Here is a 24,060-nt window from a genome sequence, read left to right as displayed (position 1 = left end):
AGACGATTTGGTTATAATTCGGCGAACTTGGAAATGTTAACATCCTCACACTTTCATATTCACTTTGGTTATTTGGATAGTACGGATGTTTAGAAACCTTGTTGCGTTGGCTGTCGCAGCAACCCTGCCAGCCCCCCTGTTGGCCGCCGAAGAGGCCGCTGTTGAACGTATCGAAGTGGTGGGCTCCCGCATCGCCCTGCGCACCGCCACCGACTCTGCCGCCCCGGTAGACATCATCTCCGCCGAAGACCTGGCCGCCACCGGTCAGCTGGAAACCGCCAAGGCGCTGCAGTTTGCCGCCCCCAGCTACAGTTTCCCCTTCTCCTCGGTCACCGACGGCACCGACGCGGTTCGCCCCGCCAACCTGCGCGGCATGTCCCCGGATCACACCCTGGTGCTGGTCAACGGCAAACGCCGCCACACCACCGCCCTGGTGCACCTCTCCGGCACCGTGGGCAAGGGTTCCTCCAACGTGGATCTGAACGCCATCCCCATGTCCGCCATCAAGCGCATCGAAATTCTCCGTGACGGTGCCGCCGCCCAGTACGGCTCCGACGCCATCGCCGGGGTGATCAACGTGGTGCTCAAGGACGCCGACCAGGGAGGCAGCATCAGCACCCACCTGGGCCAGACTTACGAAGGTGACGGTGAGCAGGTGCGCATCGGCCTGAATCACGGCATGCAGTTTGGCAACGAGGGCTTCCTGAACCTCTCTCTGGAGAGCCATCACAAGAACCCCACAAACCGCGCCGGTAACGACCCCCGCCAGCAGTACCCTGAGCTGGCCGACGGCAGCCCGGATCCCCGCGAGGAGACCTTCGACCGCAACAACCACCATGTGGGTGACAGCGACTACCAGAACTACGGCCTGTTCCTCAACGCCGGCACCGCCATCAGTGGCGACGACCAGCTGTACTTCTTCGGCGGCTACTCCGAGCGTGAGTCCACCTCCGGCGCCTTCTACCGCCGCGCCAGAGACAGCCGCAACGTACCGGAGATCTACCCCGACGGCTTCCTGCCCCAGATCAACCCCGAGATCATCGACGCCTCCCTACTGGTGGGTTATGAATTCGAGGTGGGCGAATGGAGCCTGGATGCCTCCGCCGGTTATGGCCAAAACAGCTTCGAGTACCGGGTAAAGAACAGCCTGAACGCCTCTTTGGGCCCCACCAGCCAAACCGAATTCGATGCGGGTAAGCTGACCACCAACGAGCTCAACCTCAACATCGACGCCTCCCGCTACTATGACTTCGTCAACGACTCCGAACTGGTGGTCGCCCTGGGCGCCAGCTGGCGCAACAGCGGCTATAAAGTGGAAGCCGGTGAGGAAGCCTCCTACATCCGCGGCGATTACCAGGGCAAATCCGGTGGCAGCCAGGGCTTTGGCGGCTTCACTCCCGAGTCTGCGGTAGACGAGGACCGTCACAACCTGGGGCTCTACCTGGAGCTGGAAAACCAGTACAGCGACCAGTTCTACTGGGCCGCCGCCGCCCGTTACGAGGACTACTCTGACTTTGGCAGCAACACCAGCTGGAAGCTGGCGGGGCGCTGGGACTTCACCGATTCCCTGGCGCTGCGTGCCACCACCAACACCGGCTTCCGCGCCCCCAGCGTGCAGCAGCTGTACTTCACCAACATCTCCACCTTCTTCGACCCGGATCCGGTCACCGGCGAGTTTGTGCCCCGTGAGTCCGGCACCTTCAACACCCTGGCGCCCATCACCCAGGCCCTGGGTGTAAATGAGCTGGAGCCGGAGATCTCCCACTCCTACAGCCTGGGTCTGGTGTACAGCCACGACAGCGGCCTGACCGTCACCCTGGATGCCTACCGCATCGATGTGGACGATCGCATCATCCTCTCCGGCTCGGTGGACAAGGAGTCCTCCCCACAAATTGAAGCCCTGTTCGCCGGCACCAACGCCGAGTCTGCCCGCTTCTTCATCAACGGCCTGGACACCCGCACCCAGGGCCTGGACCTGGTGGCCACCCAGGAGTTTGACCTGGGCAGCTGGGGTGAGCTGAAAGCCAACCTGGCTTACGCCTACAACGACACCGAGATTCAGTCGGTGAACCTGCCCACCATCTTGAGTGGCCAGGAGGAGCAGCTGTTCGACCGCAGAGAGGAGATCCGCGCCACCGACGCCAACCTGCACCATAAGGGCAACATCGGCTTCACCCACAGCTTGAAGGATCTGACTACCCACCTGAGGTTCAGCTACTTCGGCACCTACACCGTGGGCTACTCCCGCTCCGAGGTGAAATATGACGCCAAGTGGACCACGGATCTCAGTGCCAGCTATGCCCTGACCGATGACCTGACCCTGACCGCCGGTGCTCAGAACCTGTTTGACACCTATCCGGAAAAGCGCCCAGAGGACAACAACTTCAACGGCATCTTCGTCTACCCGCTCACCAACACCCCCTTCGGGTTCAATGGCGGTTACTACTACATGGACCTGACCTACAGGTACTAAGGCAAAGACTCCCAAAAACAAAGCCCGGCATCTGCCGGGCTTTTTGGTCGGTTCAGGGAAGAATCCCAAGTTCGTAGGATTTGGCCACCAGATGGATCCGGTTTCGGGCATTGAGACAGGATTTAAGATTATCCAGATGATAATCCACCCCGCGACTGGAGAGACTCTTCAGCTCGGCGATCTCCTTGGTGATGTAGCCCCGGGACAACAGCTGGAGTATCTCCAGCGCCTGCTCAGGTATCAGCCCTGAATCAAACCAGGGATTGAGCTCCCTGAAGTAACGGCCACACACCTGATGATGGAAGCGCTCCAACACCGCACGGATCTCGGTTTTCCGCTTCAGCGCGGCCACCTCGAACTGCTCCGACGGCAGGGAGGAGGTCAGGAAGAAAAAACCAAAGAACCCAGGCCTGACCCTGTCGATTACCCCGGTTCCCATCTCCGCATTCACGTGATGACTGGCCATCAGCTTCAGCAGGGCCTGGTTCTTACGCTCACCGCATCTGGGCTGATAAAACTCGAACTCCTCAGACGCATCGTAATAGAAACAGCGATCCTGCTCGGCGTAACGCTTCAGGTACTGCTCGATGTAGGGCAAGGTGGCCTGGTCACCGCCGGACACATAGCTCTTCCTCAGCATCCTGGCCGGCGAGTAGGTCTTGAAATCCACTTTGTTGGCAAACTCCATGTCCAACGCATCGTCACCTTCCGGAAGATAAAACAGGGTGTAGTAGAAGGAGCTGATGCCAAACTCTGCCAATGCAGGGAGCAGAAGCTCCTCCTCTTCAACCCTTAATCTGCCTCGTTTCATAGCAACCTCAGAGTTCATTGCCAAAGCGGACACCCCAGGCCTGTCAGGGGTGTCCAGTTCAAAGGGTTTTACTTACCGCCTACCAACACATCCTGCTGGTTCGCATGGCAACTGACACAGGAGTAGGGATCGGGGAAGGTCGCACTCTGGCCCTTGCCCAGCTTCTCAAAGGGGTGAGCGGTGAAGTTGGCCTCGATGGCATCCCCATGGCCCACCATGTCGAAGTGGCAACGATAACAACCGGCCTTCTGATCGTGCCCCTCGGGCGCACCGTTGTTGCCGTGGCATTCCGCGCACTTGGCAGGCTCTATCACCCTATCGTCCACCAGAGAGGGGTGCTTGCCATAGTCCATATCCTTGGGAGTATGACACATGCCGCAGTTTGCCACTTTCCAGCCAAAGTGGGCCTCAGACAGGGGCGCCATAGGCTCGGCAATACTGCCTCGGGTCAACCGGTAAGGGTCGTGTTCATCCCCCTGAAGGAACTCCTGCACCTCATAGTAGGAGCGGTAGAAGTCGCCATACTGGAACACCATCACATCCGGGCTACCCAGTACCGCCATGTCTCCAACGATATGGGGCGAGTAATCGAAAGGCGTCTGGCCCAGTTTCTGGTAAGGCGCGCCTTCGCGCTCGAACAGCATCTTATGGCTCCAGTTGTAATTCCAGCCATAGAAGCCGCTGGAGTAGAGGCCGTCGATGTCGTTGATGGCGTAGGTCTCCACCGTGGTGTTGGTGTCCAATGAGGGCCAGAGGATCAGGCTGCCCGAGTGACCGGGAACATCATTGAGAGACAGGGCCACGTCGGCCATGGTCACCACGCCATCGTAGTAATAGTCGGGACGCAGGTTGTGGGGCTTCACCTCCACATTGCGAATCCGGTAGTCCGGCTCATAGTCCCAACAGATCAGCCCTTCGATGCCACAGCTGATGAACATCCCCTCCATCATAAAGCCGGTGTGGTACATGGGCTGGCCATTGTCGTCCAGCTGAGCTTCGGAGCGCTCCTCGGTGAACACCGACTCGTAGGGGTTGGCCCTGTTGTACTCCTTGATGTAACGGGTCTCAAACTCCATCTGGCTATTGAGGCGCATGCCTGTCTGAACCTGAATCTCGGCAACGATGACCTTGCCGCCATTCTCCTCGAGGCGAGTGATCTCCTCCCGCTGAGCCTGGTAGTAGAACTCCACCTCGTCCTGGGGGTAAGGCGCAAAACCGAAGTTCATCTTGTGCTTCACCAGAATCTCGTCCGGCCTGAAGTAGCCGATGTGCTCCAGCCCCCAGTTGTTGACCGCGGTTTCGTCGCCGCCGTCGTAGTCCTGGGCGGTCATCCAGTTGCCGTCACCATTGATGGTGATATCAAAACTGCGCCGGCCTGGATCCCACTGGTACTCCAGATTGACCTCGCAGTCGGCGGCCTTGCCCCAGCGGTCGCAGATCTCCTGCTTACGGTTCTCGGCGGCGTACACCAGGGCATCAAACTCGGTGAAGTTGCCCGGCTTGAACATCTTCACATACTGGTTCTTGATGGACTCACCACCATGGTGTTGATCCAGCCACTGCAGCACCTCATCGCCGGTGATCACTATGGGGCGGGTAGCCGGTGGGGTGATCACCATGCCGCCAGGATAGAAATAGAAGCCGCTGCCTTCGTTCCAGTAGAGATTGAAGCTCTTCCCCGCCATGGTATGGGTCGGCCTGGGGCCGAATACCCGCTCTGCGGGCCGGTTCGGGTCGGTCACTTGCGGTGGCTCAGGGGTCTCGGCGGTATCCTTATCGTCACTGCCACCACAGGCGGTCAGCGCCGTGGCCATGGCCGCGTAGGCCAGCCATTTTTGCGTTTCTCTCATCATCACTATTCACCTTTTTATAAGCAGCCCTTTGGGGCCTTGAAGCGATGATAGGAGGCTAAATTTTGCAAATGACCCGGTATTTACATATTGACTTTTTACCAGGGCGGCGGATTGCGCAGCAACTCACACTCTGCAGCTGGTGCAGATCAACCAAAGTCGAGGCCGGCAGAAAAAATCCTTGCACGGCTCGGTAACACGCCCTGTTTCTTGCCGGTCCATCTGAGGACGCCACCCAGAAGCCAAAGTCGCTATATGGAGGAAGTGACTTGTCTATCAACCGCACAGAATCGATGCTATTTTCAACAACAAACAACAATCAGGAAGATCTGTTATGCGCAAACTGCTTCTCATGACCCTGCTGTTTTCGATGCCTCTGAGCGCCGAGGATCGCTTTAAGGATGTGAAGATTCTCACCGAGCAGGTGTCCGACGGGGTCCATATGCTCACAGGCAGCGGTGGCAACATCGGCGTCAGCGCCGGTGACGATGGCATTCTTATCATCGACGACCAGTTCGCCCCCCTGGCGGGCCGCATCCAGCAGGCGCTGGCCGCCATCAAGCCCGGGCCGGTGAACTATGTGCTCAACACTCACTACCACGGGGATCACACCGGCGGCAACGCCGAGTTTGCTCCTCCGGCCACGGTCTTTGCCCATCACAACGTCCGGCTGAGACTGGCAGACGATGATAAGTTTTCCCCCGAGCACCTGCCGGTGGTGACCTTCGATAAGGGGATCACCTTCCACCTCAACGGCGACACCATCCGGGTGATCCACCTGCCCCATGGCCACACCGACGGCGACGCCCTGGTGCGGTTCGAGAAAGCCAATGTGGTGCACATGGGCGATCTCTTCTTCAACGGCATGTTCCCCTACGTCGACCTCAAGGGGGGAGGCAGTGTGGAGGGGTACCTCAATGCGGTCACCAAGGCGCTGGAGTGGATGGATGCAGACACCAGGGTGATACCGGGGCACGGCAAGCTGGCCAACAAGGCCGATCTGCAAAAGTTCGAAAAAATGCTGCTAGACTCAATAGTATGGGCGAAAAAACAGGACAAGGATGCGCCACTTGAGGCTTGGCAAAAAGCCTTCCCCGCATCCATGGCCTCCTGGAGCTGGCGCTTCATCACCACCGAGCGCTGGGTCACCACTCTCTACGAGGATCGAAACAGGCTGCATGATTGATCTGCTGATTTTCGCCGCCCTGGTGTTACTGGTCTCCATGGTGCCAGTGTATGGGGCGGCGGTGCTGATCCGCTCACCCACTCCCGGCCCCCTGCTGGGGGCATTGACCGTGTGTGTCGCCCTGGCACTGCTGGAGCTGTCACTGGACAGAATCAGCGGCCATTGGGCCTGGCTGGTAGGGGGATTGTTTGGGGCTGTTGCCTTCAGCCTGCTGTTTGGCACCCGCACCTGGCGCGGCCTGATTCTGGCGGCGGTGCTCTGCCTCACCTACCAGTGGGGCACCAGCGAATACCTCAATGGCGCTTCCCTCACCACCACCTTTAAGCAGCAGATCAACAAGGCCAGATCGGAAGTCTGGCCGGACTGAAGGCAGGCCTAAAAAAGGCGGCCTTGGGGCCGCCTGCTTTCAACTTAGAATATCACGGACCCTGTCCAGGTCCTCCGGGGTATCCACCCCTGCAGGCGGCGTCTGTTTCGCCTCCTCCACGTGAATCCCCTCGCCGTAGTAGAGCACCCTCAGCTGCTCCAGAGACTCAATCCCCTCCAGGGGGCTGGGTTGCCAGCTGATGTAGCGCTGAATGAAACCAGCACGGTAACCATAGATGCCCACATGACGCAACGCGCCCGGGCTCACCGCGGGTCCATCGGCAAAACCATCCCTGTGGTAGGGAATGGGCGCACGAGAGAAATACAGAGCACGGCCGTCGGCGGCACACACCACCTTGACCGCATTGGGATTGAACATCTCCTCGGCGTCTTCGATGGCCACCCCCAGGGTGGACATGGGCAAGCCACTGGAAACCAGGTTTTCCGCCACTTGACGGATGTTAGCCGGTGGGATCAGCGGCTCGTCACCCTGAACATTGACCACCACCTGATCTTCACTGAGCTTAAGCAGGTCAACCACCTCGGCCAGGCGCTCGGTTCCGGAGTTATGATGCTCTGAGGTCATCACCACTTCGGCGCCAAAACCGGTAACCGCGTCGAACACCCGCTGATCGTCGGTGGCCACCACCACCCTGTCGGCACCGCTGGCCTGGGCCTGCTCACAGACCCACTGGATCATGGGTTTGCCGGCAATGTCCGCCAGAGGTTTGCCCGGCAACCGGGTCGAGGCATAGCGGGCGGGGATCACCACCACAAAGCTCATGCTCAGTCTTCCTTCAGCTCGGTGGCACGGTTCTCCAGCAGCACCGGAATACCGTCATCAATGGGGTAAACCAGACGGTCTGCCTTGCAGGTCAGGGTCTGCTCAGCCGCATTGAACTCCAGCTTACCCTTGCACACAGGGCAGGCAATAATCTCTAGCAGTTTGGTATCGAACGCCATTGTTTATTCCTTCAGTCGTGACAGCAGTGCGCCATCAAATTCTTCCGGTAAATTAGCAGTTACCGGTAGGTAAAACCAGTTGGGCCGGGCAAAACCACGGCACTTGACCGCATCTTTCTCGGTCATCAGCAGCAGCTCGTCGTCCGGGGTCAGTGCCGCCAGCTCCGCCTCGCTGTACAGATAGTGATCGGCAAAGGGGACGCAGCGCAGCGGCGACAGTCCCTGCTCCTCAAGCGAGGTGAAGAACCTTGGGGGATTGCCGATTCCCGCCATGGCCACAATCTCCAGGTCCGGGTCGAAGGCCCGGTCACTGCCATCCACCGCTTTGAGTTGGTCTGGCGCCAGTGACATGGGGTACTCGCCAGCCTGAGGCTTTCCGCCGTTGCAGATCACCATGTCCACACTCTTAAGACGGCTCACCGGCTCTCGCATGGGCCCCATGGGCATCCGAAAGCCATTGCCAAAACGGCGCTCGCCGTCGACCACCACCAACTCAATGTCTCTACGCAGACGGTAGTGCTGCAGGCCGTCGTCGGCCAGGATCACGTCCACCTCAGCCCGCTCCAGCAGCAGTTGTGCCGCCTTGATGCGGTCCGGTCCCACCGCCATGGGCGCCCCGGTTCGCTGAACGATCAATGCCGGCTCGTCCCCCACCAGCGCGGGGTCCGTGTCTGGAGAAACCCACTGAGGCCAGGCTTCCGCCTGACCACCATAGCCGCGACTGATCACCCCGACCTTGTAGCCGTGGCGACTAAGCAACTCAATCAGATAGAGCACCACCGGCGTCTTGCCATTGCCACCGACGCTGAGGTTGCCCACCACGATCACCGGAACCGGCAACCTGGCACTGGGCAGGAGACCCAGACGAAACAGCAGGCGACGCAGGCCGCTGATCAGGATAAACAGCCCGGTCAGTGGGGCCAGCAGCCACAGCACCGGGCTCCCCTGCTGCCAGGCCCGTTCAAACCAGCTACTCATTGTCACCGAACTGCATCTGGTGCAGCTGACTGTAGATGCCCCCGTGGGCAAGCAGCTGCTGATGGCTGCCCTGCTCCACCACCTGGCCCTTGTCCACCACCATGATGATGTCGGCGTTCTCGATGGTGGACAGGCGGTGGGCGATCACCACTGAGGTGCGCCCCTTCTGCAGGTTATCCAGTGCCGCCTGAATGGCACGCTCGGACTCGGTATCCAGGGCCGAGGTGGCCTCATCCAGAATCAGAATGGGGGCGTCACGCAGGATGGCGCGGGCGATGGCGATGCGCTGACGCTGACCGCCACTGAGCAGGATGCCATTTTCACCCACCATGGTGTCCAGCCCCTGAGGCAGATCCTTGACGAACTCCATCAGGTAAGCTGCTTCGGCGGCGGCTTCGATCTGCTCCCGGCTGCAGCGCTCACAGGCGTAGGCGATGTTGTTGGCGATGGTGTCGTTGAACAGGGTCACCTGCTGGGACACCATGGCAATCTGACTGCGCAGGTTACTCAGGACGTATTCGTTCACATCCACCCCGTCCACCTGAATCCTACCCGCGGTGGCGTCGTAGAAACGGGGCAACAGGCTGGAGATGGTACTCTTACCCGAACCAGAGCGGCCCACCAGCGCCAGGGTTTTGCCTGGAGGCACATCCAGAGACACCCCACGCAGGGCCGGCTCATCCTTGTTGGTGTTGGGGTAGCAAAAGGTCACATCCTTGAAGCTGATGGCACCCTCGATGCGGTCCACTTTATGGCTGCCGCCGTCCGGCGCATTCGGGGTATCCAGTACCTCAAACACCGAGTGAGCGGCGGTGATGCCCCGCTGGAAGTCGGCATTGACCCGGGTCAGGTGTTTCAGCGGCTGCATCAGACCCATCATGGACCCGACGATGGTGATAAAGGTGCCAGGGCTCAGGCTCTGGAAGATAAAGTCGAAGCTGGCCACATAGAGCACCACGCCCAGGGCCACGGAGCCGATGATCTGAATCACCGGCTGGCTGATCGCCTGAGCCGCCGACAGCTTCATGTTCTGCTGACGGTTGCGGTTATTGACCTTAGCGAAACGCTCCGCCTCAATCGCCTGACCACCGAAGGCGATCACATTCTTGTGCCCTTTGATCATCTGCTCAGACGCCGTGGTCACGCCGCCCATCGCCTTCTGAATCGCCTTGGAGACCTTACGGAAACGACGGCTCACCAGGGTGATCACCCAGGCGACCAGGGGCCCAATCAGGAAGAAGATCAGTGACAGCTGCCAGCTCTGATAGAACATGATGAACAGCAGGCCGATGACCGTGGCGCCATCGCGCACCATGCTCACCAGGGCGCTGCTGGAGGCGCGGGCCACCTGCTCGGTGTCATAGGTGATGCGGCTGATCAGGTCACCGGAGCTCTGGGTGTCAAAGTAGCTCACCGGCAGGTTGAGGTACTTCTCGAACACCATCTGACGCATGCTCTGCACCACCTTCTGGCTGACCCAGGCCAGGCAGTAGGTGGAGACAAAGTTGGCCGAGCCACGGACAAGGAACATGCCCACCACAATAAAGGGGGCAATCTTCAGCACATCGCTGTTGCCCGCCGTCAGGGCATTATCAATCAGGGGCTGAACCAGCCAGATCATACCGGCGTCCACCGCACCATAGGTGATCATCCCCAAGATGGAGACAACGAAGGCGGCGCGGTAGGGGAGAACATAGGGCCACAGACGCTTGAAGGTTGCCCAGGTCTGTCCCTTCTCCATAGGAGTTGGTTTGGCGCTCATAGAGTTAACCGAATTTCAATTTAAGGGGCCATTCTACCCACACAGGGCATGGATACCAACGCAAGGTGAACAAATGTCGATTTAACCGTCAATTACCACATGAATTACCACCGTCGTTGGTTGTACCAATAGGGAGCCAGTTGCTCACTGAAGCTCAATACCTTCACCTCTTCAGGGTGAAAGTGAACACTCACCTGCCCCTGACGCCCCGTGGTTTTCTGAAGCGCCCCGCTGCCCTGGTACCTGGCCTCGATCTCCGGGTGGGGGAAGCCCCAGCGGTTGCGCCAGCCCGCCGGGTGCACAACGATGCTGGGGGCGACCGCCCTGACCCAGGACTCGGTGCTGGAGCTGCGGCTGCCGTGGTGGGGCGTAACCAATACCGTGGCCCGCTTCGGGCTCATCCTGGCCTCGGAGGCCGCCTCGATGTCACCGGGAAGCAGGACGCTGTGCTGACCGTCGGAGATGCGCAGGATGCAAGAACCATTGTTGCCCCGGTAGTCGAACTTCTGCCAGGCCAGATCGAGCCCCTGCCAGTGAGAGGGGCCTTGCTTGCACCCCTCCCCCGAGATCTCCTCGACCCCGGGCCACAAGCGTTTGATCGCCCCGGCCCCGCCCGCATGGTCGTTGTCGCCATGGGAGAGCACCAGATAATCCAGGCTGACAATGCCCCTGCCTCTGAGGAAGGGATCCACCACCCGCTCGGCGTAGCTGAAACCGGAAGGAAAGGCCGCCCCGGTGTCGTACACCAGGGCCCTGCCCTGCTTCTCCACCACCACACTCAGCCCCTGCCTGACATCCATCACATGCACCCGCCAGCTCGAAGGGGGCTCTCCCACCTGAGTCAGCAGTGTCGGCATCAGCAACAGGGGGGCCAGCCATCTGGCCAGGGGCACAGGAGGACGCCATACCAGCCACAGGGCCAGAGGGAGCAGTATCAGGGTCATCAGGCCATGGGCCCAGCCAAGACTGGCCCCCGGCAGAGACTGGGCCAGTCGAGCCACCCACTCCAGAGGCCACAGAGACAGGTCCGCCAACCACAAGCCAGCATCGGCAAAGGGCAAAGCGCTCCAGCTCCACAGGGCGGCCAGCAGGGTCAGGGGCAGAGCCACCAGGGACACCCAGGGCACCATCAACAAATTGGCCCACAGGGCATGGAGAGACAGGGAGCCGAACCACCCCAGTTGCACCAGCCCCAGCAGCAGAGTCAATCCACATTGAATCCACACCAGGCTGGCCAGACGGCCATGACTCCAACCGGGAGCCTGGGCCACCAACAGCATGATGATGGCAACGGCGCAGCAGGAGAGCCAATAGCCCGGCCCCAGCACCGCCAGGGGGTCCAGCAAAAGCAACAGCGCCGCGGCCCGAAGCAACAGCTCCCAGGGACGACCGAATCGCCCGGTGGCCAGCATCACCATGGCCGCCAGAGCCATGATCAGCGCCCTCTGGGTCGCCAGCCCCAGCCCGGCCAGCAGGGCATAGGCGGTCACCCCCAGGGCGGCCACCATCAATACGGGCAGACGTGCCCCACCACCCTGAGAGGGGAACAGCCGCCTTGCCAACCAGCCCAGCACAGTGACCAGCAACAGGGCCACCAGGCTCAGATGCAGTCCAGAGATCGCCACCAGGTGCGTCAGGCCTGCGGCCCTCAGCTGCTGCCAGCGCTCATCACTGAGGCCGCGCCGGTCCGCCATGGCCAGGGCACGCAGCAGATCCCCTCTGGGCAGCTGGGCCACCGCCTGCTCCAGAGTCTGGGCCAGGGGCACCCGCCAGTGGCTGTTCTGCGCCAGGGGCTCCATCGCCAGGATGCGTCCCTGAGCCACCACCCGGTTGGCCAGTGCATGGCGCCGCTGGTTCCAGCTAAACTGATTGAAGGTACCCATGGGGGGCCGCAATTTAACCCTGAGTTGATAGAGGTGGCCCGCCTGCCATTGGGTCTCTCCCTGGTAGCTCAGCCAGATGCGATTGGGATGGTGAAACTTCAGTGACCTTTCACCGATTCTCTCGACCTGCCATAGAGTTCGCTGGTATAGTGCGCCGCGGGTTGGTAAAGTGAGCAGCCTTGCCACCAGCTGGTGCTCCCCCTCATTCAGGGGTTGCGACGCCGTGATATGACGGTCGCCGTGCCAGGAGAACCAGCAGATGCCCAGCAGCAATCCGGCCAGCATCGGCCTTTGCCGCACTAGCCAGAGGGCGGCCGCTCCAATGACGACCAGAAACCCGGGAGGCAGCAGTGCCGGCCAGAACAGGCCTGAGCTGATGGCTGCCACCCAACCTAGAAGAAAACTGTTCACCTGACTCTGTTTAGGCGATAACAAACCGCTATGCCAAAAAAGACCATTCAACGGCTGATGCCGAACCCTGAGAAGCTCAAGGACCACAAGCACCTGAAACTCTTCGGTGATGTGATCCATCAACCGGGGTTGTGGCACCTGAATCGTCGCTCTGCCGCTGGCGCCCTTGCCGCCGGCATGTTCATGGCGTGGGTTCCCGTTCCCTTTCAGATGATCCTGGCCGCCGCCGCCGCCATCATCCTCGGGGTTAATCTGCCCCTGGCGGTGGTCACCGTCTGGTTTACCAACCCGGTCACCATGCCCTTCATGTTCTATCTGGCCTACCTGGTCGGGGCTTCCCTGTTGGGAATCGAAGCGGGGCACTTCCAGTTTGAGCTCAGTTGGGAGTGGCTCAGCACCAGCCTGGGCCAGATTGGCGAACCCTTCCTGTTAGGGTGTCTGGTACTTGGGGTGCTCAGTTCCCTGTTTACCTACTTCGTGATCAACAGCCTGTGGCGCTACTCCATCCTGTTTAACTGGAAGAAGCGCCAGAAACAGCGCAATGGCAATGGCAATGGCAATGGCAATGGCAATGGCAATGGCAATGGCAATGGCAGCTGAGCTTCGCCGGTAAATTCCGTCAAAAAAGGCTCCGAGAGGAGCCTTTTCTGTGTCAGAGGTTTCTCTCTGTTTCCCACTGGATACGACGCTGACGAACATACTCGGCTATCGCCTGGATGCGGCTGTTCAGGTGTCGTTTGCCAATATGGTATGCGTACATGGTTCGTTGAATGGGCTGCCAACCCTCCACCTGAAGCTCCACCAGATCTTTATTACGGTGCATTTCACGGGGACCGAAGACAATTCCCAGCCCCAGCCCAGCGGCGTGATGGGCCAGCGCCAGGTCATTCACCCTAGCGCCCTGCCCAGGCTGAACATAGAGTATCTGTCCTTCCTGAGAGCAAAAGCCCCATTTCATTACCGGCTTCACCTGAATACAGGGCAACTGCTCAAGCTGGCTGATGTCCAGGATCCTGCCTTGAACTCCATGACGCTCCAACAGCTCAGGGTGGGCCAACAGGGTATAGGGAATATCCCATAAACGAGATGCTACCGCCGAGGAGTCGCTCAATGGGCCGACTCGAAATGCCAAGTCGATATCCCGGTGAATCATATCTTCATAGGTATCGCTAAGCTCCATCTCCAGCTGCATCCGGGGGTGGTCGGCGGCAAAGTCCAACATCCAGCATCCCAGAAAATCCAACCCGGCTCTCACGGGCATACTGACCTTCAAGCTCCCCTGGAACGACTGCTCTCTCTCCTTGGCCAATGTGAGCGAGTCTTTGATAGACCTGAGCATGGGAGAACAATCTTGGTATATCTGCTCCCCCAGAGAGGTCACCTTCAGCTGGCGAGTTGTGCGCTGCAACAAAGAGAGTCCCATCTCCCGCTCTAAAGCCTCAATGCGGCGACTGACGGTACTGTGGGGCACCCCTAATGTGCTGGAGGCCCCCTTCAGCGACCCCGCTTCCACCACGGCGCAGAACAGCTCCAGATCATCATATAACTTTCTCATCGGGCACCCGATAATCTCATTTATGGAATTATCTTAACCGCTCTTACGCCTGTTCTCCACAGGGATTCCCCCCTAGCATCTGCCCCATAGCCACTGAGGAGAGTCCCAGAATGAAAGCAATTAGCATCAAGCAAACCGGCGCAGCCGACACCCTTGAATACCTGAACGTCGACACCCCAACCCTAAAAACAGGCGAGGTGCTGGTGAAGATCGCCGCCGCCCCGGTGAACTTTATCGACACCATCATCCGTGAAGGCAATATGCCTCCAGGCATGATGCCGGAGCTGCCCATTATTCCGGGCGTCGAGGGCAGCGGCACCATAGTGGATGCCAACAACACGGAGCTGAAGCCGGGGCAGAAGGTGGCCTTCCTTGGCCCCATCGGTGCGTCCGCCTACGCCGAGTATGCCGCGGTGCCGGCCGACCGACTGGTGACTCTGTCTGGTGATGCGGATCTGCTTGAAGCTGCGGTACTGCCGGTGAACTACTTCACCGCCTACCACATGCTGCACAACGTCGTCAGGGCGCAGCCCGGTAAGACCGCACTGATCTATGCGGCCTCAGGCGGTGTGGGCACTGCGCTGATCCAACTGGCCAAAAATGCGGGCCTCACCGTGGTGGGACTGGAGCGCAAGGCAGAAAAGCTGGCCAATGGCCTCAGCCAGGGAGCCGATTTCATGTTCGACACCTCAGATGACAACTGGGTTGAGCAGGTCAAACAGGCTACGGGTGGTGAGGGGGTGGATTACATCTTCAACCCGGTGGCAGGTGACACCATTGTCCAGGATCTGGAGCTGCTCAAACCTCTGGGCCACGTGGTGATCTTCGGGCTGCTGGGCGGCGCAGGCGAAACCAACCTGCAGGCGGAGGCCTTTAAGCACTTCGGTAAGGCCCCGACCATCACCTACTCGGAGATCTACGCCACCTTCTTCAATGACTACCCACTGGTAGAAAGCTCCATGAAGGCACTCTACCAGCTGCTGGATGAAGGCAAGATCAAGCCGGTCTACAGCACCCTGCCCCTGAGCGAGGCCGCCGAAGCCCATCGCACCATCGAGGCGGGCAAGGTCACTGGCAAACTGCTGCTGATCCCCTGATGCAACAGAGGCACCCCATGGGTGCCTCTTTCTTTGCCGAGTGTCAGTGTGACACCTACCTGAGTGCCTGAGCCGGCTCCTGGGCCGCCGCTTTCCAGGCGGGATAGAGAGACGCCACCACGGTCACCAGGAAGGCCAGCACCGTCACCGACACCACGTCACTCCAGATCAGCTGTGACGGCAGAAAATCGATAAAGTAGACATCCCCGGAGAGCAGGGTCACCCCCAGGCTCTGCTCTATGGCGCGCACCAGATCGGACAGCCGCCAGCCCAGGGCACTGCCCAGGGCCGCCCCCAACAGGCAGCCGGTCAGACCGGTCAGGGCCCCCTGTACCAGGAAAGCCCCCATCACCGCCCGTCGCTCCAGGCCCATGGTGCGCAAAATGGCGATCTCCGCCTGCTTGTCCCGCACCGCCATCACCAGAGAGCAGATGATGTTAAAACTGGCCACCGCCACCATCAGCACCAGCACCAGGTACATCAGGCTGCGGATCAGCTGAATGTCGGAGTAGAGGTGCCCCTGGGTACGGGTCCAGTCATTGAGGTAGAGATAATGGGTCTGGCGATAGCCCACGGCGCGAATCACCTGAGGCGCCGCGAACAGATCATCCAGTTTGAGGCGCAGGCCGCCCACGCCCTGGCCAAAGTCCCGTATCTGTGAGGCCCGGCTGAGGCTGGTGAAGGCCATGGTGCGGTCAATCTCGCCGCCGAGATCAAACAGCCCGGTCAGGGTAAACACCACCCGCTTGGGGGGGCGCTGCCCCTGGGCGGCAGGCCGGGGCACCAGCAGGGTGACCTTGTCCCCCAGACTCAGGCCCAGTTCGGCCGCCAGGGCTTTGCCCAGCACCAGGGGCGAGTCATCACCGGAGAGTGAGCCCCAGGCCTCGGAAGACATATAACTCTGGGCATCGGAGACCTGAGCCTCCAGCTCAGGGTCCACCCCTCGCACCGACACCCCTTTGAGCTTCTCTCCCTTTTGCAGCAGGCCGTTAACCAGGGTAAAGGGAGCCGCTGCCGCCACGCCGGGTTCACTCAGGGCATCATCCGCCATGGCGTTCCAGTCCAGAATGGGGCTGTCCACCGCGATGAGTTCCGCCTGGGGCACCACCGCCAGCAACCGGTCTTTAAGCTCCCTTTCGAAGCCGTTCATGGCGGAGAGCACCAGGATCAGCACAGTGACACCCAGTGCCACCCCGATGATGGAGGAGAGGGAGATCACCGAGATAAAGCGGTTACTGTGGCGGGTGCGCAGGAATCGCCACCCCAGTTGCCAGATGAGAGCCAGGTTCTTCATTGGGCTTCCTGCAATCGGCCGCCATGCATCATCAGCTGGCGATCCAGCCGGGCGGCCAGTTCCCGGTCGTGGGTGACCACCACGAAGGCGGTCCCCTCCTGGGCGGCCAGCTCCCGAATCAGCTCATACACCTCTTCGGCGGTGGTCTCATCCAGGTTGCCCGTGGGTTCATCCGCCAATACCAGCGCCGGCTTGTTCACCAGGGCCCGGGCGATGGCCACACGCTGGCGCTCGCCTCCGGAAAGCTCAGAGGGCTTATGGGCCATGCGGTGATTCAGCCCCACCCGATTGAGCAGCTCCTCCCCCCGGGCTCTGGCCTGGGCCTTGGACTGACCGGCGATCAGCAGAGGCATGATCACGTTCTCCAGGGCAGTGAACTCCGGCAGCAGATGATGAAACTGATAGACAAAGCCCAGCTCACGGTTGCGCAGCTGAGTGCGGGCGCCATCGCTCAAGGCAAACAGCTCCTGCCCCTTAAACCACACCTGGCCCTCGCTGGGGCTGTCCAGGGTGCCGATGATGTGCAGCAGGGTACTTTTGCCCGAACCGGAGCTGCCCACCACCGCCAGCAGTTCACCGGCATGCACCTCCAGATTGAGGTCAGTCAGTACCCGGGTGGCCAGCTTACCCTCCCGATACTCCTTGCCCAGCTGCTCACAACGCAGCAACAGATCACTCATAACGTAACGCCTCAGCGGGTTGAATCAGGGAAGCCCGCCAAGCGGGATAGAGAGTGGCCAGATAGCTGATCAGCATGGCGCCGGCCAGGATAAGGCCAATCTGGCCATAGTTGAGGATAACCGGCAGAGGCTGCCCGGGCGGCAACAGCCAGATCCCCAGGGCGGCCATCACCCCTTGCAGGTTAAACGCCAGCGCCAGGCCAGCCAGGGCGCCGATCACCACCCCCAGCAGGGTACTGGTCATCCCCTGGACGGAGAACACCCCCATCACCGAGGCGCGGCTCAGCCCCATGGTTTTGAGGATGGCGATGTCGGAAGTTTTGTCGGTGACCATCATCACCAGGGCGGAGACCACGTTGAAGGCGGCGATGGCGATGATCAGCGCCAGCAGCATGGCCATCATGTTCTTCTCCATCTTGACCGCACTGAACAGCTGGCCGTAGTCGTTGCGCCAGTCCTGCACCCGAAACGCCTCTCCGAGCTGGGTCTGCAGCTGGGCGGCCAGAGAGGGCGCCTTGAAGGCATCATCCAGATAGAGGCGCATGGACGCCACCTTTCCCTTGCCCAGTCGGGTGAGGCGGGCAGCGTCGTTGATGTGCACATAGGCCAGGTTGCCATCCACTTCGGCGCCAAGCTCAAACACCCCGGCCAGGGTAAACACCCGCTGGCTGGGCAGGCGCCCCATGGGACCGTAGACGGCGCCGGTGGCGGAGATCACCCGCACCTTGTCGCCGGGCATCAGGTTGAGGCGACTGGCCAGGCGGGCGCCCATCAGAATCTGGTACTGCCCCGCCTCGAGATCCTGCCAGCGACCGCTGAGCAGATGATCGGAAACCGTCGAGAAGCCGGCTTCCTGGTCGGGATCCACTCCGAGAATCTGGGCACCACTGAGGGCCCCCTCTCCCTGAAGCATCGCTTCGGTACTCACCAGCGGGGTCACGCCCACCACCCCGGGCTGAGCGGCCAGAGTCTGTTGCAACTCGGCGGGGCTTTCAAGATAACGGGACTCGGACACCAGCACCTGGGGCACGGCGCCGAGCAGGCGGGTCTTCAGCCGCCCCTCCAGGCCGTTCATCACCGAGCTGACCACGATCAGCGCGGCCACTCCCAGGGCGATACCGGCCACGGAGAAGAAGGTAATAAAGGAGACGAACTGGGTGTCCTTACGGGCACGCCAGTAACGCAACCCGATAAGCAGGGAGACAGAGGGCGACATCTAACCATTTGCCAAATAGATAAGTTATCGGATAATAAAGTTATTCGCCCCCAATAGACAAGTTCAGGCCATGTCCGAAACGCAACAAAGCTTTTTCAGCGTCAGCTGCGAGTTCACCCTGTTTGCCGACCCCCTGCCCGCAGACAAGCGCCTGGTGGATGGCGATACCCTGCTGGCCATGATGCCACGGGCCTTCAAACTGATGGCCCAGGTCAACGAAGTGGAGCAGCGCTGTCAGCCCCTGATGGCCAGCCTGGCCCAGCACGCCGCCGAGCTGGCGGAGTACCTGAGCCTGCAAAACCTCAAGCTGGATATGGTATTGCAGCTTCAGCTGGAAAAGAGCACCGAGGCCCAGTACCGCTGCCAGGGGGTTCGTTTTGGCGGCAGTGGTGCCCAGGTCCACAGTGATGAGGCCCTGGAGCCCGGCACCATCCTCGAGATCAAGCTGCTGGTGCCCGAAGAGAACGTCGCCGTATTCGCCGTTGCCGAACTGACCCAGTGTCTACCCCAGGAGGACGGCTACCTGTGGGACCTGGACTTCACCAGCATCATCGAGGCGGACCAGGAGCGTCTGGTTCATGCCAGCCTGCAGGTGGAGCAGAGACTGCTGCGTGCCCGGGCCCAGGCCCGACGCGAACAACACACTCCCTGACAAGGCGGGGTGGAAGCGCCCGCCCCCCTTGCCTACAATAGCCGCACCTAACTTCAGTAAGCCCGAATCATGAGTAGTTTTTCCCCCCTGGCTCCGGCCCCCGCCGGCGCCGGATGCAAGCGCCGTCTTACCGGCCTTACCGGCAGTGCCCTCAGCCTGACCATCAGCCGCCTGGCCCGACAGCATCAGGGGGTCAGCTTACTGATCACCCAGGACACCCCGTCCGCCATGCACCTGGAGCAGGAGCTCTCCTACCTCTGCCCAGAGATGACGGTCACCCTGTTCCCGGACCGGGAGGTCCTGCCCTACGACAGCTTCTCTCCCCATCAGGATATTGTTTCCCAGCGCCTGGAAGCCCTCTATCGACTGCCCCAGACTCAAAGTGGCCTGGTGATCGTGCCGGTCAACACCGCCCTGGTCAGGCTTCCGCCGGTGGACTATGTGGGCAGCAGCGTGCTGCTGCTGGAGCCCGGCCAGCAGATCGACATCGAGGCCCTGCGCCATAACCTGACCCAGGCGGGCTACCACCATGTGGAGCAGGTGTATGAACATGGTGAGTTTGCGGTACGCGGCTCCATCATCGATCTGTTCCCCATGGGCAGCGAACAGCCGCTGCGCCTGGATCTGTTCGACGACGAGCTGGAGTCCATCCGCACCTTCGACGTAGACAGCCAGCGCACCCAGGGCAGCCTGGAGAGGGTCCGCCTGCTGCCGGCCCGGGAGTTTCCCACCAACAACAAGGCGATCGAAGGGTTCCGCAGTCGCTGGGGCCAGCATTTCAGCCGCATCAGCAACGAAGCCGAGTCTGTCTATCAACAGATCAGCCGCGGCCTGATGCCCGCCGGGGTAGAGAACTACCTGCCGCTGTTCTTCGAGTCCACCGCCACCCTGTTCGACTACCTGCCGGAGCAGGTGCAGCTGATGACCGCCGGGGACATTCAGGGGGCCTGTGACAAGTTCCTCTCCGATGCCACCCAGCGCTACGACAACTATGGTGTGGATCCGCTGCGGCCACTGCTGCCGCCCACCACCCTGTTCCTCAACACCGAAGAGCTGTTCTCCCGCATCAAACCCCATGGTCGCATCCAGCTCTCCCGTGACGTCAGCGAGATCGCCAAAGAGCCCAAGGCCAAAGTCGCCGCCATCGGCGACGTGGCGGTGAACCATCAGCTCAAGGTGCCGACCCAGGCCCTGGCCGAAAGACTGGATGGGGTGAAGCGCACCCTGTTCAGCGTCGAGTCCGAGGGTCGCCGGGAGGCCTTGCTGGAACTGCTGCGCCCCATGCAGCTCTCCCTGACCCAGTTCAACCATCTGGACCAGTTCCTTGAGGATGACGCCACCATGGGCATCATCGTCAGCCCTCTGGAGCAGAGCGTCATGCTGGAGCAGGAGGGACTGGCCCTCATCTGCGAAGAGGAGCTGCTTGGGGGCCGGGTGCGTCAGCGCCGCCGTCAGCGCAAGACCGTCAGCTCCGACACCCTGATCCGCAACCTGGCCGAGCTCAAAGTGGGCCAGCCCGTGGTGCACCTGAAGCACGGCGTCGGCAGCTATCAGGGGCTGCAGACCCTGGACGCCGGCGGCATGAGCACCGAGTTCCTGGTCCTGGAATACAAAGACCAGGCCAAACTCTACGTGCCGGTGAACGCCCTGCACCTCATCAGCCGCTACAGCGCCGGTGAGGACTCGGAGGTTCAGCTCAACCGCCTGGGCAGCGAAGCCTGGGACAAAGCCAGACGCAAAGCCGCCGAGAAAGTGCGGGACGTGGCCGCCGAACTGCTGGACATCTACGCCCGGCGAGAGAGCAAGCCGGGCTTCGCCTTTGAACTGGATGAGCCCGAGTATCTGCGCTTCTCCGCCGGCTTCCCCTTCGAGGAGACCGTCGACCAGCACAACGCCATCGACGCAGTGGTGCGGGACATGCGCACCAGCAACGCCATGGACCGCCTGGTGTGCGGCGACGTGGGCTTCGGCAAGACCGAAGTGGCCATGCGCGCCGCCTTCGTGGCGGTGGCCGGAGGCAAGCAGGTGGCGGTACTGGTGCCCACCACCCTGCTGGCCCAGCAGCACTATGAGAACTTCCGCGACCGCTTCGCCGACTGGCCGGTGCGCATCGAGGTGATGTCCCGCTTCAAGACCGCCGGTGAGCAGAAACAGGTGCTCAGCCAACTGGCCGAAGGCAAGGTGGACATCGTCATCGGCACTCACAAGCTGCTGCAATCGGACATCAAGTTCACCGATCTGGGGCTGCTCATCGTCGATGAGGAACACAGGTTCGGTGTCCGCCAGAAGGAGCAGATCAAGGCGCTGCGAGCCGAGGTGGACATCCTTACCCTGACCGCCACCCCCATCCCCCGGACCCTGAACATGGCCATGTCCGGCATGCGGGATCTCTCCATCATCGCCACCCCACCGGCGCGGCGACTGTCGGTGAAAACCTTCGTCCGCCCCAAGGAGGGCAACCTGATCCGCGAAGCGCTGATGCGGGAGATCCTCCGTGGTGGCCAGGTCTACTTCCTGCACAACAGCGTGGAAACCATAGAGCAGTGCGCCAAGGATCTGGCGGAACTGGTGCCCGAAGCCCGCTTCGCCATCGCCCACGGCCAGATGCGCGAACGGGAGCTGGAGCGGGTGATGAGCGACTTCCACCATCAGCGTTTCAACGTATTGGTGTGCACCACCATCATCGAAACCGGCATCGACATCCCCAGCGCCAACACCATCATCATCGAGCGGGCCGACCGCTTCGGCCTGGCCCAGCTGCATCAGCTGCGGGGGCGGGTGGGCCGCTCCCACCACCAGGCCTACGCCTACCTGCTGACCCAGGGCAAGCGCCTGACCAAGGACGCCAAGAAGCGCCTGGAGGCCATCGAACAGCTGGAAGATCTGGGGGCAGGCTTTATGCTGGCCACCCAGGATCTGGAGATCCGCGGTGCCGGCGAACTGCTGGGGGATGAACAGAGCGGCCACATCGCCAAGGTGGGCTTCAGTCTGTACATGGACATGCTGGAGCAGACAGTGGCGGCCCTCAAGGCGGGCAAGGAGCCCAGCCTGGACCAGATCCTGGCAGAGCAGACCGAGCTGGAGCTGAAGGTGCCGGCCCTGCTGCCGGAGGAGTACATCCCCCACGTCAACACCAGGCTGGCCATCTACAAGCGCATCGCCTCCTGCAACAGCGTGGACGAGCTCACCGAAGCCAGGGTGGAGCTGGTGGACCGCTTCGGCAAACTGCCGGATGCCACCGAGAATCTGCTGACCCTGACCCGACTGAAGCTTAGGGCCATGGCCGCCGGCATCCGTCGCATCGACGGTCACGCCAAGGGTGGCAGCATCGAGTTTGGCCCGGACACCAGTGTGACTCCGGAAATCCTCATAGGTCTGTTACAATCCCAACCTGGCCTCCTGCGGATGGATGGCCCCAATAAATTGCGCTTTCAGGGCGAGTTGCAGGAAACCCCTGCCCGTCTGGAGGCGGTGGAGCAGCTGTTAAGCCAACTGGGGATCTGATGAGCAAACCACTGTACCACGCCCTGTTTGGGCTCACCGCCCTGCTGGGCAGCGGAATGACCGCCGCCGAAGAGGCCACCTGGTTTGAGGTGGAGCTGGTGGTGTTTGAACGTCCCCAGGTTACCAGCGAGCGTTTCCCGGAAGAGCTGACGCCGATGAAGATCGCCGCCCAGCGGGATCTGCTCGGCCCGGCGGTGATGCCGGACACCAGCTCTCTGGAGCTGGCGCTGAGCGACTGTCAGAGCTTTGGCTGGCAGCCGGATCAGCCCGAGTGCCAACCTCAGACCGATGAGCCACAGCAGCCCAGTGACCTGCCGGTTCGGGTCACCGCCATGAACATGGGCGATCCCCGCCTGGGCGAGCCCTACCTGCTGCCGGAGAGCGAGATTGAGTTCGATGAGGCACTGGCCAAACTGAAGCGCGGCGGCGTCAAGCTGCTGCTGCACACCGGCTGGCAACAGCCGGTCTACAGCCGCGGCAACAGCCAGGCCTACCGCCTCTACAGCGGCCATAACTTCGCCGACCGCTATCAGGCCGATGGCCGGCTGATCCCGGAGGAAGGCCCCGCCGACAGCGGCACCTTCGATCTCTCCTGGCTGATGCCCCAGGTGGAACAGAGCGAACCCATGTGGCAGCTCGATGGCTGGATTCGCATCTATCTCAACCAGTTCCTCCACATCGATACCCAGCTGCAGCTGCGTGAAGAGGGGGAACGGCCGGTGACCGCCTTGGAAAGCGAAGAGGTTAATCCAGTGGCAGATGCGGCGCCCATGGTCTCTGCACTGCAGCAGGAGGAAGCCGTTGAAGCCGAAGTGGAGACCGAACCCTTCCTGAACCGGATCAGGCTGGAACAGAGCCGCCGGGTGCGCAGCCGGGAGATTCACTATTTCGATCACCCCAGACTGGGGATGGTGGTGCAGATCCGCAGAATGACCCAGCCCAGCAAGATGCCACCGCTGGAAGAGGCGCCCGTAGAGGCTTTACCTGAGATTGAGCCGGCGACTGCGACGCCGGCAAGCGCACAGAGTACCGAGCTTACTCAGTAACTTCGAAGTCCAGGTAGAGATCGCTGCCGTCGTAATCGGACACCAGCACATCGGATACCTGGGCACTGGGCGGGCCCTGATGGGCCCAATCCAGCATGGCATCCACCGCCCTGTCTGCCCCCTGGGCCAGCATCTCTACGCTGCCGTCATCCAGATTGCGTACATAACCGGTCACCCCAAGCCGGAGTGCCGTCTCCTGAGCTGAGGCCCGGAACCACACTCCCTGGACCTTGCCTGTCACCCTCACCAACAGCCGTTTCATCGAAGCACCTACCGTCAACAGTTAGTTTCAATATAGCAGCTTCATCGGAACTGCCGGCTTCCGCAAAAAAA

20 protein-coding genes are annotated in these 24,060 nt (G+C 61.1%); 8 read left to right on the top strand and 12 right to left on the bottom strand.

Annotated features, from left to right (window positions below; translation table 11 throughout):
* The first annotated feature begins 85 nt into the window (after positions 1–85).
* On the top strand, positions 86–2,473 hold the full coding sequence (locus QUE41_RS06525; RefSeq protein WP_286342075.1) for a TonB-dependent receptor plug domain-containing protein: 2,388 nt from the start codon (positions 86–88) through the stop codon (positions 2,471–2,473).
* A gap of 52 nt (positions 2,474–2,525) precedes the next feature.
* On the opposite strand, the gene QUE41_RS06520 is transcribed toward QUE41_RS06525, so the two are convergent.
* Positions 2,526–3,284, bottom strand: coding sequence for a helix-turn-helix transcriptional regulator (locus QUE41_RS06520; protein ID WP_286342074.1), 759 nt, complete (start codon positions 3,282–3,284; stop codon positions 2,526–2,528).
* 68 nt (positions 3,285–3,352) lie between these two features.
* Positions 3,353–5,137, bottom strand: coding sequence for a cytochrome c3 family protein (locus QUE41_RS06515; protein WP_286342073.1), 1,785 nt, complete (start codon positions 5,135–5,137; stop codon positions 3,353–3,355).
* A gap of 331 nt (positions 5,138–5,468) precedes the next feature.
* Here QUE41_RS06515 and QUE41_RS06510 point away from each other — a divergent pair, with 331 nt between their 5' ends.
* Complete coding sequence (locus QUE41_RS06510; protein ID WP_286342072.1) at positions 5,469–6,320, top strand: MBL fold metallo-hydrolase; 852 nt, start codon at positions 5,469–5,471, stop codon at positions 6,318–6,320.
* The gene (locus tag QUE41_RS06505; protein ID WP_286342071.1) at positions 6,313–6,687 is read left to right on the top strand and encodes a hypothetical protein; all 375 of its coding nucleotides are present in this window, start codon (positions 6,313–6,315) and stop codon (positions 6,685–6,687) included. The genes QUE41_RS06510 and QUE41_RS06505 overlap by 8 nt, the downstream gene beginning before the upstream one ends.
* Positions 6,688–6,726: 39 nt before the next feature.
* Here QUE41_RS06505 and kdsB read toward each other — a convergent pair whose 3' ends face one another.
* The 5 genes from kdsB to QUE41_RS06480 form a co-directional block, all read right to left on the bottom strand.
* Positions 6,727–7,470: a 3-deoxy-manno-octulosonate cytidylyltransferase gene (gene kdsB / locus QUE41_RS06500; RefSeq protein WP_286342070.1), complete on the bottom strand. Its 744-nt coding sequence runs from the start codon at positions 7,468–7,470 to the stop codon at positions 6,727–6,729.
* Between the two features lie 2 nt (positions 7,471–7,472).
* Positions 7,473–7,649: a Trm112 family protein gene (locus tag QUE41_RS06495; RefSeq protein WP_136853202.1), complete on the bottom strand. Its 177-nt coding sequence runs from the start codon at positions 7,647–7,649 to the stop codon at positions 7,473–7,475.
* Positions 7,650–7,652: 3 nt separating this feature from the next.
* Positions 7,653–8,627 (bottom strand): tetraacyldisaccharide 4'-kinase, encoded by a 975-nt coding sequence (gene lpxK / locus QUE41_RS06490; protein WP_286342069.1) that lies wholly within the window; start codon positions 8,625–8,627, stop codon positions 7,653–7,655.
* A complete protein-coding gene (msbA, locus tag QUE41_RS06485) occupies positions 8,620–10,389 on the bottom strand; it encodes a lipid A ABC transporter ATP-binding protein/permease MsbA (RefSeq protein ID WP_286342068.1) in 1,770 nt (589 codons plus the stop codon). The genes lpxK and msbA overlap by 8 nt, the downstream gene beginning before the upstream one ends.
* A 104-nt stretch (positions 10,390–10,493) precedes the next feature.
* On the bottom strand, positions 10,494–12,683 hold the full coding sequence (locus tag QUE41_RS06480) for a DNA internalization-related competence protein ComEC/Rec2 (protein ID WP_286342067.1): 2,190 nt from the start codon (positions 12,681–12,683) through the stop codon (positions 10,494–10,496).
* Positions 12,684–12,713: 30 nt separating this feature from the next.
* Between QUE41_RS06480 and QUE41_RS06475 the strand changes: the two genes are divergently transcribed.
* Positions 12,714–13,283 carry a DUF2062 domain-containing protein gene (locus tag QUE41_RS06475; protein ID WP_286342066.1) on the top strand — a complete coding sequence of 190 codons (570 nt, stop codon included), beginning with the start codon at positions 12,714–12,716 and terminating at the stop codon, positions 13,281–13,283.
* Between the two features lie 52 nt (positions 13,284–13,335).
* Here QUE41_RS06475 and QUE41_RS06470 read toward each other — a convergent pair whose 3' ends face one another.
* Positions 13,336–14,238, bottom strand: a complete 903-nt coding sequence (locus QUE41_RS06470) for a LysR family transcriptional regulator (protein ID WP_286342065.1) — start codon at positions 14,236–14,238, stop codon at positions 13,336–13,338.
* 110 nt (positions 14,239–14,348) lie between these two features.
* On the opposite strand from QUE41_RS06470, the gene QUE41_RS06465 reads away from it, so the two are divergent.
* Entirely contained in the window at positions 14,349–15,335 is a 987-nt protein-coding gene (locus tag QUE41_RS06465; protein ID WP_286342064.1) for a quinone oxidoreductase family protein, read from the top strand.
* Between the two features lie 55 nt (positions 15,336–15,390).
* Here QUE41_RS06465 and lolE read toward each other — a convergent pair whose 3' ends face one another.
* The 3 genes from lolE to QUE41_RS06450 are packed head-to-tail and all read right to left on the bottom strand — an operon-like array spanning position 15,391 to position 18,525.
* Positions 15,391–16,629, bottom strand: coding sequence for a lipoprotein-releasing ABC transporter permease subunit LolE (gene lolE, locus QUE41_RS06460; RefSeq protein WP_286342063.1), 1,239 nt, complete (start codon positions 16,627–16,629; stop codon positions 15,391–15,393).
* Positions 16,626–17,309 (bottom strand): lipoprotein-releasing ABC transporter ATP-binding protein LolD, encoded by a 684-nt coding sequence (gene lolD, locus QUE41_RS06455; RefSeq protein ID WP_286342062.1) that lies wholly within the window; start codon positions 17,307–17,309, stop codon positions 16,626–16,628. Before lolD ends, lolE begins: the two co-directional genes overlap by 4 nt.
* Positions 17,302–18,525, bottom strand: coding sequence for a lipoprotein-releasing ABC transporter permease subunit (locus tag QUE41_RS06450; protein WP_286342061.1), 1,224 nt, complete (start codon positions 18,523–18,525; stop codon positions 17,302–17,304). Before QUE41_RS06450 ends, lolD begins: the two co-directional genes overlap by 8 nt.
* Positions 18,526–18,595: 70 nt before the next feature.
* Between QUE41_RS06450 and QUE41_RS06445 the strand changes: the two genes are divergently transcribed.
* The 3 genes from QUE41_RS06445 (at position 18,596) to QUE41_RS06435 (ending at position 23,727) form a co-directional block, all read left to right on the top strand.
* Positions 18,596–19,177 (top strand): PilZ domain-containing protein, encoded by a 582-nt coding sequence (locus QUE41_RS06445; protein WP_286342060.1) that lies wholly within the window; start codon positions 18,596–18,598, stop codon positions 19,175–19,177.
* A 69-nt stretch (positions 19,178–19,246) separates the two neighbouring features.
* Positions 19,247–22,681: a transcription-repair coupling factor gene (gene mfd / locus QUE41_RS06440; RefSeq protein ID WP_286342059.1), complete on the top strand. Its 3,435-nt coding sequence runs from the start codon at positions 19,247–19,249 to the stop codon at positions 22,679–22,681.
* Positions 22,681–23,727, top strand: coding sequence for a CsiV family protein (locus tag QUE41_RS06435; RefSeq protein ID WP_286342058.1), 1,047 nt, complete (start codon positions 22,681–22,683; stop codon positions 23,725–23,727). Before mfd ends, QUE41_RS06435 begins: the two co-directional genes overlap by 1 nt.
* Here the strand turns inward: QUE41_RS06435 and QUE41_RS06430 are convergent.
* Positions 23,717–23,989: an acylphosphatase gene (locus tag QUE41_RS06430; protein ID WP_286342057.1), complete on the bottom strand. Its 273-nt coding sequence runs from the start codon at positions 23,987–23,989 to the stop codon at positions 23,717–23,719. The two genes, QUE41_RS06435 and QUE41_RS06430, sit on opposite strands and share 11 nt — an antisense overlap.
* Between the last annotated feature and the right edge of the window lie 71 nt (positions 23,990–24,060).

It is taken from the genome of Ferrimonas sp. YFM (assembly GCF_030296015.1).
In the GTDB taxonomy this organism is placed as follows: Bacteria; Pseudomonadota; Gammaproteobacteria; order Enterobacterales; family Shewanellaceae; genus Ferrimonas.
Note: the sequence above shows the minus strand (reverse complement) of the source record. Positions and strands in the feature narration are given on the sequence as shown.